Source organism: Clostridium sp. UBA4395 (genome assembly GCF_002390995.1).
GTDB classification, from domain to species: domain Bacteria; phylum Bacillota; class Clostridia; order Clostridiales; family Clostridiaceae; genus Clostridium_J; species Clostridium_J sulfidigenes.
Genome location: NZ_DGRF01000072.1, coordinates 56,437 through 71,911 on the forward strand (window position 1 = coordinate 56,437; position 15,475 = coordinate 71,911).

6 protein-coding genes are annotated in these 15,475 nt (G+C 28.8%); 3 read left to right on the forward strand and 3 right to left on the reverse strand.

What is annotated here, in order from left to right:
- The first annotated feature begins 21 nt into the window (after positions 1–21).
- Positions 22–2,142: a HelD family protein gene (locus B2694_RS12800; RefSeq protein WP_346886066.1), complete on the forward strand. Its 2,121-nt coding sequence runs from the start codon at positions 22–24 to the stop codon at positions 2,140–2,142.
- A gap of 58 nt (positions 2,143–2,200) precedes the next feature.
- Here the strand turns inward: B2694_RS12800 and B2694_RS12805 are convergent, their stop codons facing one another.
- Positions 2,201–3,289, reverse strand: a complete 1,089-nt coding sequence (locus B2694_RS12805; RefSeq protein WP_346886067.1) for a PRK06851 family protein — start codon at positions 3,287–3,289, stop codon at positions 2,201–2,203.
- Between the two features lie 109 nt (positions 3,290–3,398).
- Positions 3,399–4,577: a cation diffusion facilitator family transporter gene (locus tag B2694_RS12810; RefSeq protein ID WP_346886068.1), complete on the reverse strand. Its 1,179-nt coding sequence runs from the start codon at positions 4,575–4,577 to the stop codon at positions 3,399–3,401.
- A gap of 153 nt (positions 4,578–4,730) precedes the next feature.
- Between B2694_RS12810 and B2694_RS12815 the strand changes: the two genes are divergently transcribed.
- Both B2694_RS12815 and B2694_RS12820 read left to right on the forward strand, forming a co-directional pair.
- Positions 4,731–6,032 (forward strand): M18 family aminopeptidase, encoded by a 1,302-nt coding sequence (locus B2694_RS12815; RefSeq protein WP_150844028.1) that lies wholly within the window; start codon positions 4,731–4,733, stop codon positions 6,030–6,032.
- 293 nt (positions 6,033–6,325) lie between these two features.
- The gene (locus tag B2694_RS12820; protein ID WP_346886069.1) at positions 6,326–14,941 is read left to right on the forward strand and encodes a GH36-type glycosyl hydrolase domain-containing protein; all 8,616 of its coding nucleotides are present in this window, start codon (positions 6,326–6,328) and stop codon (positions 14,939–14,941) included.
- Between the two features lie 44 nt (positions 14,942–14,985).
- Here the strand turns inward: B2694_RS12820 and B2694_RS12825 are convergent, their stop codons facing one another.
- Positions 14,986–15,252 (reverse strand): hypothetical protein, encoded by a 267-nt coding sequence (locus B2694_RS12825; protein ID WP_051824017.1) that lies wholly within the window; start codon positions 15,250–15,252, stop codon positions 14,986–14,988.
- Positions 15,253–15,475: the final 223 nt, after the last annotated feature.

A 15,475-nucleotide genomic window follows, 5' to 3' on the forward strand; every position in this document is an offset into this window, starting at 1 on the left:
TCTAATAAAGGAAGTGGTTTTATGTCAAATGATCTTAAAGACCAATTAAAGAAACAGTTAGAGGTTGCCATAGAAGAAGAAAGATTAGAACATGTTATAAAAATAATAAATGATGAAATTCTTAAGTGTATAGAGAAAAGGAAGCATATAACCAATGCCATATTAGAATACAGAAAAAATGTTTTAGAAGAATTTAAAGACGATGAAGATAAGATAATAGAGTATTTTGACCATGAAAACTACGTAAAAGAAGAAAATTTTAAAATCACTGATAGAAAATTAAAAGAACTAACAGTGTTAAAATCTTCTCCTTATTTTGGTAAGGTTACGTTTAGAGAAGAAGATTATGGGATAGAAGATATATACATTGGAAGGTTTGGAGTAACTTTAGAGGAAACCTTTGAACCACTAATTATAGATTGGAGAGCTCCAATTTCAGCACTTTTTTATAATAATTCAGGAAATATTGGACAGTATAATTCACCTGAAGGAGAAATTACAGCTTCTATTTTAAGAAGGGTTCAATATATCATAAAGAGAGGTAAATTAGAGGGATTATTTAATTCTAATATCGATATAAAAGATGATATTCTTCAAATGGTATTAAGCAAAAACTCTTCAGATAAGCTTAAAGACATAGTTATGACTATACAACAAGAACAAAATGAGATTATAAGACAAGATAAGAATAAGATACTAGTTGTAGATGGTGTAGCTGGAAGTGGTAAAACTACTATTGCACTTCATAGAGTTGCTTATTTAATTTATAATTACAGAAATCTTTTAGAAAATAAGGTTTTAATTTTAGGACCTAATAGAATATTTATAGATTATATTTCAAATGTTCTTCCAACTTTAGGAGAGACCGGAGTGTTTCAAACTACATTTTTAGATTTAGCTTTAGATTTAGTAGATGTAGATGATGTTATAGATATTAAAGATGTTATGGAAAGAATTCTTAATAAAGATAAAGGTTTTGAGAAGAAAATTATTTATAAGAGATCATTAAGGTTTATGGAAGATCTAGATAAACTTGTTATTAAGCTAGAAGAAGATAGTTATTTTAGCCATGGGGTTTTATTTAGAGATAAAGTTATAGCAACTAAAGAAGAAATAAAAGGCATGTTTACAAAAGACTTTACTTCACTACCATTATTTAGAAGAAGTAAAAAAATTAAAAGGATTTTATTCTCTAGAATTAGGGATGTGAGAGATGAAGAGTTTAGAACTATTGAAATGAGGTATAAAGATAAAAAGAAAGAGTTTACCCCTGAAGAATTAATACTTCATATAAATGATTTAGAATTTAAAAGAAAGTTAGAAATAAGAGAATTAGTAAGAGATGTAATAGAAGTAAAAGCTACATTAAGTTATTTAGATGGAAAAAATATAGAAAAGATATATGAAGAATTTAATGGTAATAAAGAATATACAGAAGAAGACTTGGTTGCTATATTATACTTAAAAGCTAAACTTATGGGCTTAAGGCTTAATAGAGAAATTAAACATTTAGTAATCGACGAGGCTCAAGATTATTCACCACTACAATTTATAGTGTTAAAAGAACTTGTAAATACTAAATCTATGACTATAGTTGGAGATAGTAATCAGCAATTAATACCTATTGAAAATAATTCTTCTTTAAGTAGTATTAAAGATATATTTAGCGAGGATTCAGTTGAAATGTTTAAGTTAAATAAAAGTTATCGTTCAACTAAAGAAATCATGGAATATAGTAATAGGTATATAGATGATATTTCCATAGTACCTATGGTTAGAACTGGAGATTCTGTTAATGAGATATTAGTAAAGGATGAGAAAGAGATAAAAGAAAATATTATAGAGCTAGCAACTAGTTTAAAGAAAAAAAATCTTGAAAATATAGCTATTATAACTAAAAATTTATCTCAATCTAAGTATATATATGATTTGTTAAAAGAAGATATTTCATTAAAGCTTATAGATAAAGAGAATCTTCATATTGCTGAGGGAACTATGATTATGCCTAGCTATTATGCAAAAGGCTTAGAATTTGATGGAGCTATTATAATTGAAGAGGACATCCAAGAAAGATACAAGGACAATCTAATGTATATAATGTGTACAAGAGCACTTCATAATTTAATAGTTATTAAGGAATAAAAAATAAAAATAAAAAGTAATAGCACCCTGTGATGCTATTACTTTTTATTTTAATATATTATAAGCTTTCTTCATATCCTTGAATTTTATTTAATACTTCTTCATATATTTGGTCGGCCTTATTAAAATCCATATTAGGAACATAAAATTCCTCTAATTCATCATGTAAATCTTTAGCTGTTTTTATACAATCAAGACCTTTTTGAAGTAGGGTGTAAAAAATGGAAGAAACATCATCTATATCATCTTGTTTTTTTTCAATATAATTTGAATCTAATAGACTATCCATATCATACTCCTCGCCATGAAATTCTATTTTGGTAATTTCATTTGATGTTACTAGAGCAACCTTTAATTCAGGAATTAATAAATGTTCAATTTTTTCAGGATTTAGTGGAGTGTGTAGAATCTCTACATCTAGACCCCTTCGAGTAGCTTCATCTGCAATATATTCAAGAACACGAGTTTTGCCAGTTCCAGGAGAGCCTTTAAGTACATAAACACTGGACATGTCTTTTACTATATTATGAATATAAGTTATAACTCCCTTTGGAGTAAATCCTGTTGCAAATAAGTGGCGTTTTTTACCCAGTGATGAGAATGTATTAGGAAGAATTCTATTCTTCAAATTTTCTTTTAAAATATTAAGTTCATAAAGATTTAAAGCTTCATTATTAAAGGTATACCAATCATCATAAATAGATTTAGCTGCAGCAAAAAATCTGTAAGCTCTTCTAAATGAATTTCCAATTTCTTCATTTACAGCTAGAATGTTAAACTTTATGTTCTTAAAATTCTCTTCTTTTAAACATATTCCCATATTTACTATATCATCTACAGCACCAGGAGTAATAGGGTCTATCATATGGGGAGATGTACCATCAAGCATAGCTACTTTTAATTCTTTAATTAGAATTCCGTCTAAAGAATCACTATCAGAGGAACAATGATGAAATTCTACATCATAGCCTCTATCAATGTAGTATTTTCCAATTTTTTTCATAAGTGAAGATTTTCCTGTACCAGGACCTCCCTTTAAGCAAATAATTCTAGTTGCATCCTTTTGGGAAATTATATAATTAAAGTGAGAGTAAAAGCCTTTTCCGGTATTGCCACCTAAAAAATAGTGAGTGGATATTCCAGTCATAATTAATCCTCCAATGATTTCTACACTATCATAATATTATATAAGTTAAAAATGGTTAATAAAAATTCAAATTAATAAGTTAAAAATGGTTAATAAAAATTCAAATTAATTAGATAAAAGATGCATCTACGGTAATTATTGCGTTGTGATTAGGAGCAATTTTCTTAATTTCATCATTTATTTGTTTTTGTAATTTAAGTTCTGATTCTTTAGTTATTATAAAATCATCCTTAACTACTACATCAAATATTAGGTTTTTATAGTCACCTTCACCTACTACTCTAAAATCATGAAAAGAAGATATATGAGGAATTTTATTTAAAACTTCTTCCAGTTCTCTTTTTGCACTAAGAATCTCCTCATCATTTGTAGTTACTGGATCCATATGAATTAGTAGATATATACCTAGTTCAGAAGAAATTTCTTTTTCAGCTCTATCTATAACCTCATGAGCAGCAACAACAGAAATATCAAGAGGAACTTCAGCGTGAATAGAAGCAATTATTCTTCCAGGACCATAATTATGAACTAGCAAGTCATGAACACCATCTATATGTTTATAGGATAATAACATTTTTTGAATATCCTCTACTAAATCTTCATCAGGAGCAACTCCAAGTAATGGGTTTAAAGTATCTTTAATTAGGTTATATCCTGCATAAAGAATTACTAAGGAAACAACTAAACCAATATATCCGTCTATAGGAAGTGATGTGAATTTTGAGATTAGTAGTGATATAACTACAGTAGAAGAAGATATTACATCACTTATTGAGTCTACAGAAGAAGCTTTAAGAGCGGAAGAATTTATTTTGTTACCAATACCTCTATAGAACCTACTTAACCACACTTTAAATGATATAGATATGATTAAAAGAATAAATGGAAGTAGTGAAAATTCTACAGGAACAGGATTTTTAATTCTCTCAAAAGAGCTTTTTATGAATTCAAAGCCAACTAATATTACTAAAAATGCAACTATAAGACCAGAAATGTACTCAATTCGTCCATGTCCAAAGGGATGTTCTTTATCCGCTGGTTTGCTTGAAAGTTTAAAGCCAAAGATGGTTACTAATGAAGCACCAACATCAGAGAGATTATTAAAAGCATCAGCAATTACAGCAATACTATTAACTAAAAGTCCAGCAGTGATTTTAATTAAAAATAAAACTAGATTTACTAAAATACCGACAATTCCACCAAGATATCCATAACGTTCTCTTACTTTTTTATTTTTTATATCTTCACTATTTTTAATAAATTTTGTTATAAGTTTTTGAGAAATCAATTATTACACCTCTTTATCAATATATTTTTTCTCATAACTATAGTATAACACGAGAACATGTTATAAATTAGGGAAAATCACAAAATTCATAGGAAATGTAGTAAAAGTTTGGTATAATATTACTAGTATTTCGTTTTAAGGAGGGGATTAATTATGTCAAAAGAATTGAAGTTTGCTAAAGAACTTATAGATTTTTTGTATGAAAGCCCTACTGCTTTTCATGCAGTGAAAAATGTTAAAGATTCTCTTGAAGGTTGTGATTTTAAGGAATTAAGGGAAGAGGATAAATGGATATTAGAAAAGGGCGGTAAATATTATACTACTAAAAATGGTTCTGCATTAATTGCATTTACTGTAGGTAATGGTGAGGTTGAGAACCATGGATTTAAAATTATAGGTGCTCATACAGATTCACCTACATTTAGAATAAAACCAAATAGTGAAATTATATCAGAAAATAATTATATTAAATTAAATACTGAGGTTTATGGTGGTTTAATAAGAAGTACATGGATGGATAGACCACTAGCTGTAGCAGGAAGAGTTGCTTTAAAAGGTGAAAATTTACTTAATCCAGAGTTAAGGTTAGTTAACATAAAGAAACCAATATTAATAATACCTAGCTTAGCAATTCATATGAATAGGGAAGCCAATTCTGGAGGAGAATTAAATCCACAAAAAGATACACTTCCACTACTTGCAATGGTAACTGAAGAATTAGAAAAGGATAATGCATTAATAAACATATTAGCTGAGGAAATGAAGGTAAATAAAGAGGATATTATAGATTTTGATTTATTCCTTTATGAATTTGAAAAGGGATGTATTGTTGGATTAAAAGATGAATTTATATCTTCAGGTAGATTAGATGACCTTCAAATGGTTCATGCTGGAATTGAGGCACTAAAAGAAGCTCCAATAACTGAGGGTATAAATGTAATGGTATGTTTTGATAATGAAGAAGTTGGAAGCTCTACAAAACAAGGAGCCGATTCTGATATGTTAGCAAATATTTTAGAAAGAATTGCTCTTTGTCTTGGAAAAGGGAGAGAAGAGTTCTTTAGAGCACTTAGCAGATCCTTTATTATTTCGGCAGATAATGCTCACGCAGTTCATCCTAATAGTCCAGAAAAGGCAGATCCGACTAATAGACCAATTGTAAATAAAGGTCCTGTTATAAAGATAAATGCAAATTGTGCATATACTAGTGATTCAGATTCTTCTGCTGTATATGAATCTATTTGTAATAAAGCAGAGGTACCAGTACAAAAGTTTGTAAATCGTTCAGACTTAAGAGGTGGTTCAACCATAGGACCAATTTCTTCAACCCATTTGAATATACGTTCTGTAGATATTGGAAATCCAACCCTTGCTATGCATTCTATAAGAGAATTTGCAGGAGTTAAGGATCATAGTTATGTAGCAAAATCCTTTGTGGAGTTTTACAAAATATAATATAATTATAGGAACTCCTTGTAACGATGGAACAGTTATTGAAACTAGTCATGGGAAAGAAGTAAAATTTAATGTGCAACCGGGTAGTTATAGAGGATTAACTAAAGGTAGTTCACAATAGCATATATAAAAAGCCATTTAAGATAAGTAAGATATTAAGTTACTTTTCTTAGATGGCTTTTATTTAGCTATGGGAGAAAGCTAATCTATAGGATAGAAAAATATTTACTATTATAGATTTAAGTTAATTTGGTAATAATAATAGTTGAGCATCATTGAAAGGGGATAGCACCATGGAGCACATATTTATTTTAGTAAATTTAATACTTATACTAAGTATAGTTCTTCTTATGTACGTAATCAAAAATAGAAATAAGAGAAGAGCCTATATTAAGATTAGTGATAATAGTTTTTTAGCAGAAAATAAAGAAAAATTGGAAGATGCTATTGATGATATAGCCAGAGACCATAGAGAAATTGAAAAAATAAGTAGGAATGATTTAATTTCCAATTTAGATAAGCATTTTAATAATATATTGGGGTGCCATAATTTGTTTAAGGTGGATGAAAATAGAGAGTATTTCAAGATAAAAGGAACACAATGGATATTAGATAATATCTATGTTATTGAAAAAGAGTATAAATTTATAAAAAAACATTTATCAAAGAAATATTTAAAATCACTACCTATACTAAAAAGTGGAGCATTAAAAGGATATCCTAGGATTTATGCTGTATCAAGAGAAGTATTGGGAATTTATAGGGATAAGCTAACTAGGGATAATATTAATAAGTTTTTAAAAAGATATCAAGAAACAACCATATTAACCATGGGAGAATTATGGGCTTTACCTATAATGCTTAAAATAGCCTATTTAGAGATAATAGGAAAAAGCTCAGTATTGATAGTGGATAAAGCTAATGATAGACATAGAGGAGAAAGATTAGCTGATAGGATTATTAAGTATTATAATGAAGAAAATATGAAGAGAGCTATGGATTTCATATCAGAGAACAATATTAAATTTACAGAATACTTTGCGGATGCATTAATAAGAGTTTTAAGAGATAATGGAGTAAATTACGATGAATTAAATTTATGGATAGAAGATAAATTAAGCGAAAATGAAATTACTTTAGATAAGATTATTATAGATTCTAATAAAAGTGATGGTATCTATTCTACAGCCATTAGTAGTAGCATTAATGGCTTAAGAAATTTAGATAATATAAATTGGGAAGAAGTATTTAATACTAGCAATAAAGTAGAAGAAATATTAAGTAAAGATCCTGCTATGGTTTATAGTACTATGGATTTTTATTCCAAGGACTATTATAGACATGTTTTAGAAAAAATAGCTAGACAAAATAAAATTTCTGAGACATTTGTTGCTAGAAAAGTACTGCAGTGTGCAGAAGAAAATAATGATAAAGAATTTGAAAATCATGTGGGATATTATCTAATTGATAGTGGTAGAGAAAAGCTAAATCATATTTTGAATATTGATTTTAAAGGATTTGAAAAGTTAAAAAATATGATAAAGGGAAGAGCTGTTGGTATTTATATAGGAACTATTGTTATTCTCACAGCTATACTATTGGGAGGCTTTATAACTTGGAGCTATATAAATGATACAAATATATCAATATCTAAATATATTTTATCTGGAATAGTTACTATTATACCTCTCAGTGAGGTTGTAGTATCCATATTAAATTGGAGTATTACTAATTTAAGTATACCCAATGTATTACCTAAAATTAATATATCTGATAGAATTCCTAAAGAAGGAATCACCTGTGTGGTAGTTCCTACTCTAATAGAAAGTATAGAAAAAGCTAAAAGTTTAATAAGAAATTTAGAAACTTATTATTTAGGGAATAATGATGAAAATCTATATTTTGCTATCTTGGGAGATTTTATAGATAGTCATAGAGAAAAAGAAGCAGAAGATGAAGTGATATCTAAGTTTTGTTTAGAAGAAATTAATAAGTTAAATACAAAGTATAAGGAAGATAATGATCGCTTTTTCTTTTTATGCAGACATAGACGGTTTAATGAAAAGGAGAATAAGTGGATAGGATGGGAAAGAAAAAGAGGAAAACTAGAAGAGTTTAATAAGTTTATAAGAGGAGATAAAAATACCACTTATAGTGTTTTTAGTGAAGGTGCCGAAAAACTTTTTAAAGTAAAGTATGTTATAACTTTAGACGGAGATACCATACTTCCAAGAGAATCAGCAAAGATTTTAATTGGTTCAATGCTTCACCCGTTAAATAGAGCTTATACAAAGGAAGATGGGACTGTTTGGAGAGGTTATGGGGTAATACAACCTAAAATTGGTATAGATTTAGAAAGTGCTAATAAAACTTATTTTTCTAAAGTATTCTCAGGAGAAGCAGGTATTGATATATATACATTTGCAATATCTGATGTATATCAAGACTTATTTGGAGAGGGTATTTTTACTGGTAAGGCCATATATGATGTGGATGTATTTACAAAGGTAACTCAGGGAGTAATTGAAGAAAATCAAGTTTTAAGTCATGATTTATTAGAAGGATCTTTGGCAAGAACGGCTTTGCTTACAGATGTGGAGTTAGTAGATGGGTATCCTTCTAACTTTATTGCAAGTTGTAAAAGACTTCATAGATGGGTAAGAGGTGATTGGCAACTATTACCATACATATTAAAGAAAAATAAATTAAATAGATTATCTAAGTGGAAGATGATAGATAATTTAAGAAGAAGCTTAATGGCTCCTTCTATGTTAATTTTATTACTTTGCTCTTTAGCAGGAATCCTTCCTGATGGTATAGATAAGTGGTATATGTCAGCTTTCATTGCTTTAATAACACCTATTCTATTTAATATGTCAGAAAATATAGTTTCGCCTATAAATGGAATAAGTCTAAGTGGAAAAGTTCAGAATTTTCAAATGGCTTTAAAACAAGTATTTTTTATATATGCTTTTCTTCCTTTTAAAGCATATTTAATGGTAGATGCTATTATAAGAACACTATACAGATTAATAATAAGTAAAAAAAACTTATTACAATGGCAAACGGCTGAGGAAGCAGAAAGGTCTTCAGGAAAAGACTTTATAAGTTATTTTAAATACATGTGGCAAGAGATAGTAATAGCTTTATGTATTATGGTGGTAGCATGGAGAAGTGGCTTGGATACCTTTTATGTAATGATACCAAGTTGTATTATATGGGTTATTAGTCCAATAATAGCTTATATTATAGGTCAGAATATTAATGATGAAACAGTAAAATTAAGTGAAGACGATAATAAGGTTTTAAAAAGGTTAACTAGAAGGATTTGGGCATATTTTGAAGACTTTGTCACTGAGAATACTAACTATCTTGGCGGGGATAATTATCAGGAAGAACCATATAGAGGATTAGCTATGAGAACTTCTCCTACTAATATAGGCATGACTTTAATTTCTAACATTGTTGCTATAGATATGGGGTACATTGGGACAGTTAAAGGTATAGAAAACTTGGGTAAAACCATAGATACTTTGAAAAGACTAGAAACCTGTAAAGGGCATTTTTATAATTGGTATGATGTTGAGACACTTAGTCCACTATTACCTAAATATGTATCTACAGTAGATAGTGGAAATCTAGTATCTTATTTATATACCATAGAAGAAGTACTAAAAGAATTAAGAAACACACCTTACTTTAATAATAGAGTTGAGGGCATAGAGGATACTGTTTATCTTGCCATGGAAGAGCTAGAAGATGAAAGAAAAAAATATATGTACCTTAATGTTATTGAAAGAATAAAAAGAGAAGGAAAAGATATATTAACTTTTTATAATATATTAAATAACTTTGAAGATATTGTACAGGAAGATATAGAAAATATAGATAGTGCTTATTGGAATAAAAAACTATTAGATAATATTAAAGACTATTTAAGTGAAATTAAATTTTTATTTCCATTCATAGATGATATAAAGCTATTACCTAAAAGCAAATATGAAAATATAATTAGAATTATTAGTAGTGATAGTTTAGGGCATATATATGATATTATAAAAGGGTTTAATTTTATATCTAATAATTTAAATGAATTTCAATTAGAAAGAATAAATAAGAATATAGATTTATGCAAAGAAAGAGTAGGTACACTATTAAAAGAATTTACAAAAATTGAAGCTGAACTAAATAAAATTATAGATAATACAGATTTTAAATTTTTGTATAATGATGAAAGAAAGTTATTTCATATAGGCTATGATGTAGACAATGAATCCTTAAGTAGTAATTACTATGATTTATTGGCATCAGAAGCTAGAACAACAAGTTTTATTGCAGTGGCTAAGGGAATAGTTCCAACATCTCATTGGTTTGCTTTAAATAGATCCTTAACTTTAATGTATGGTAGAAAAGGATTGGCTAGTTGGAGTGGAACCATGTTTGAATACTTTATGCCAAGAATTTTAATAAAAAATTATAGGAATTCTATGTTAGATGAAACCTATAGGTCTGTAATGGAAGGTCAGATAAGATATGGGGATAAGAGGAAGGTTCCTTTTGGTATTTCAGAAAGTGCCTATTATAAATTTGATGTAGATTTAAATTATCAATACAAAGCCTTCGGTGTACCTAAAGTTGGTATAAAAAGAGGATTAGATGAAGAGTTAGTAGTATCACCCTATTCTACTATTATGGGGCTTATGGAAAATATACCTAAGTCTATGGCAAATATAAGAAGTCTCTTAAAACTTGAATGTTATGGAAGATATGGATTTTATGAAGCTATAGATTATACAGATAAAAGGATAAAAAATAAAAAGTTTGAATTAGTGAAATGTTATATGATACATCATCTAGGAATGAGTTTATTGGCTTTAGATAATGTGATGAATAATAATATTATTCAAAGAAGATTTCATAGAATTCCCATGATCAGAGCTGTGGAAATATTGCTTCAAGAGAAAATAAGTAAGAATGTGGTCTATGATAGAAAAGAAGATAATTCACAAGAAGTGAAAGAAATGCAAAGGCAATATTCCATCCATAGAACATTTAAATTTGGAGAAAGTAAGTATCCCCAAACCATACTTCTTGGGAATAAAAATTATAACATCTTATTAAATACGGCTGGTGGTGGCTACTCTAAGTTTAAAAATGTAATGGTATATAGATGGAAAGAAGATTTGATTCGTAGTAGTTGGGGAAAGTTTTTTTATATTAAAGACACTAATTCTAATGAATATACATCTTCTACTTATGAACCTTGTAAAGAGCAAGGAGATAAATACGAAGTTAATTTCTATTTGTATAAGGCAGAATTCATAAAATACTGGAGAGATCTAGAAATAAATACTATAGTTCAAGTAATTCCTGAAGATAATTGTGAAATTAGAACTATTGATATAAAAAATAATGGTAGTGAAGAAAAAATCATAGAAGTTATTAGCTATAGTGAAGTAGTTTTACAAGGATACAGTGGAGATATATCACATCCTACTTTTGGGAATTTATTTATTACTACAGAGTATATAGATGAATTAAGTGGAATACTTGCAAAACGCAGACCTCGTAGCGAAAAAGACAGGGACATATATACTCTTGAAAGTACACTAAGTGAAGAGGAATTTAAAACAGAGTATGATACGGCAAGGCTAAGTTTTATAGGAAGAAATCATTCAAAAGAAAATCCTATAGTTTTAGAAGAAAATGAACCTTTAAAAAATAATGTAGGGAATGTATTAGATCCTATAATTGCAATTAAGAGAATAATAAAAATTCCTAAAGGTGAAAGCAAATCTGTAAAATATATAACAATTACAGGAAACTCTAAGGAGGATGTATTAAATAAGTCAAGAAATTATCAAGATATTAATATTCTAGAGGAAAGTATCCTAAGATCTGCTTTAAGTGTAGAAGAAAGTCTTATTAATAAAGGAATAAAACCAACACAAGGGATTATTTATGAGCGGTTTGCAAGTAGTATATTATTTAATAACTTTAGTTATACAAAGAGAATAAATAACTTAATTAATCTAAGTAGAAGTCAAAGAAATCTCTGGGCATACGGAATTTCAGGAGATTTACCTATTGTATTGTTAACTATTAACAAGGAAAAGGAAAGTGATATTTTAAGACAGCTTATAAATTGCCATGGATATTTAGAAGAAAAGGGATTAAAGTTTGATATTGTAGTCATTAATGAAGAGGAAATAAGCTATGAAAAGCCTCTAGATAATGCACTAAAAAGAATAATATTGAATAGCTCTTTAAATGGACGAGAAAATACTTCCGGTGGCATATTTATAATTAATAATGAAAAAATGTCTAAAGAAGATTTGAATTTACTTTATTCTATTGCAGCAATAATCGTAGACGGATCAGAAGGGCCTTTATTAAAACAAATTGAAAAAGCCATGAAAAATGAAGATTATCCATATGACTCAAGAAAGTATATATGGGAAATGAGTGAACTAAAAGAAGCTAATTTAAGTTATAGTGATAGTAATATCCCTAAAGTAGAAACTTCAGAGTTAAGCTTTTTTAATGGATATGGAGGTTTTAATAATGAGGGAGAATATACAATTATACTAAAGGACGGAATGTCTACACCAGCTCCTTGGATAAATGTTATAGCCAATAATAATAGATTTGGATTTAATATAAGTGAGTCTGGTAGTAGCTATACTTGGTATAAAAATAGTAGAGAATTTAAAATTACTCCTTGGAATAATGATTTCATTGAAGATACCCCTAGTGAAGTTTTATACCTAGAAGAAGGGGATAAACTTTGGTCAATAACTCCTGAACCAATAAGAGATAAAGGAGAGTATGTAATAACTCATGGATTTGGATATTCCAAATTTACTCATTGTAAAAGTGGAATACTGGGGGAAATTACTGTATTTCCTTCAAAGGAGAGAAGTGCAAAGCTTATTAAGGTTAGCTTAAATAACTTAGTAGATAAGGAGAGAAATATAGGAATTACTTATATTGCAAGATTGTGTCTAGGAGATTTAAGAGAAAACAATTATAAGAAGATTTACACTGTAATAGATAAAGAAAACAAATACATATATGGAATCAATCCATATAGTAGTGATTTTTCATCTAGTCATGTTTATTTAAAAATAAGTGGAGGAAAAAATGAAAGTTTTAGTGGAGATGAAAGAGATTTTATTGTAAGTAAAGAATATATGTATTCTTTATCTGAACAGAACACTATAAGCTTATCAGGAAGGTGTGGTTCAGGATTAGAACCAGTACTTAGTGAGAAAGTTTACTTAAGATTAGGAGCTAATGAAGAAAAATCACTGGTAATTGTCTTAGGAGCAGAAGACAGTATTGAAGGAATTCAAAATTCCCTTGAAGAGTTTTCAGATATAACTAGAGTTGAGAAAGAGTTAGAAATGGTAAAAGGCTATTGGGAAAGGCTTTTAACTAAGATAAAGATAAAAACAGAGGATAAAGCTTTAGATTTCATGATTAATGGTTGGCTTCCTTATGAAACTATCAGTTGTAGATTATTTTCAAGAACAGCATTTTATCAATGTGGAGGAGCTTATGGATTTAGAGATCAATTACAAGACTCCATTCCAATGATTTATATACAGCCTGAAATTGCTAGAAATCAAATTCTTTATAGTGCTACTAGACAATTTGAAGAAGGAGATGTGCAACATTGGTGGCATCCAGTTGTAAATAGTGGAATAAGAACTAGATTTAGTGATGATTTATTATGGTTACCTTATGTTACTTGTATATATGTTAAAACCACTGGAGATTATAAGATTTTAGATGAAGAGATTGGATATTTAAAGGATGAGCCTTTAAGAGAAGGAGAAGATGAAAGGTATAATGTATCATCAAAATCAGATTTAAAAGAGTCCTTATACAATCACTGTATAAGAGCTATAAATAGAAGCTTAAAGTTTGGTTACCATAATATTCCTCTCATGGGAAGTGGAGATTGGAATGATGGAATGAGCACTGTAGGAAATAAGGGTAAGGGAGAGAGTATCTGGCTTGGCTGGTTCCTATATGCTATATTAAAAGATTTTAAGGATCTATGCATATATAAAAGGGATGAGGATAATTATGAAAAATATATTAAGACTATGGATTTTATTAAAGAAAATCTAGAGATTCATGGATGGGATGGAAGTTGGTATAAACGTGCTTACTTTGATGATGGCACTCCACTAGGATCTCATGAAAATCAGGAATGTAAAATAGATGCCCTATCACAATGTTGGTCTGTAATATCAGAAGCAGGAGATAAGGAAAGAGCTAATATAGCTATGAGTTCTTTAGAAAAATATTTAGTAAAGCCTAAAGAAAAAATTATATTACTATTGAGCCCACCTTTTGATAAATCAGATTTAAAACCAGGATATATAAAAGGATATGTACCTGGAGTAAGGGAAAATGGAGGACAATATACCCATGGAGTTGCGTGGGTAGCTTTAGCTCTTGCAAAACTAGGAAGAGGAGAAGAAGCATATAACATATATTCCATGCTAAATCCTATAAATCATAGTTTAAACATAGAGGAAGCAAATGTATTTAAGACAGAGCCTTATGTTATGGCTGCAGATATATATTCGGTGGAACCTCATGAAGGAAGAGGCGGATGGAGTTGGTATACTGGAAGCTCAGGTTGGATGTATACTATCGCATTAGAACACATATTGGGTTTTAGATTAATAGAAGGAAAAGGGTTTAAAATTAAACCATGTGTACCTAAAGACTTTAAAGAATACTCTATAGACTATGTATATGGAAATGCTGTATATCATATCAAAGTAATTAGAAGTGGTAATTCTACCATAACTTTAGATGGAAATGTTATAGAAGGAGATATAATACCTGTTACCTCTGATGGAGAACATGAAGTAAAAGTAAATATTTAATAAAAATATAGGAATTGCCATTAAAGCAATTCCTATATTTTTTACTATTTAGTTGGAGTGTTTTTATTTATTGATGCTAAGGGTTGATCTTCAAAACCTAGAAGATCCGATTCCTCGTTATAGGTATAATCAAATTCTGCATTAGAGATGTTGTTTGCCACAATTGGATCTACAACATGATTTGGAAGCAGTACATAGTCTTCAAGAGAATGTGCTTTTACAGGTTTGGTACTAGCATCTAAAAAGTCTCTTTCATTAGGACCATAAGGTTTGGCACCATTAGACTTACTAGAATTGTTTTTTGAATCCATATAAAATACCTCCTTAAAGTAAATGGTGATATATTTTTAAATTATATTAAAATACTGAAATGTATTTAATATGTTTAGTTTGCTTCAATACAGTAAATAAATACTAGAAATTTATGGGCTTTTATATAATTCTAATTTAAATAAAAATAATCATATGGTAAGGTTAAAAATAGATAAACTAAAAAATAGAATAACAATTTCTAATATGTCAACGATTTTTGAC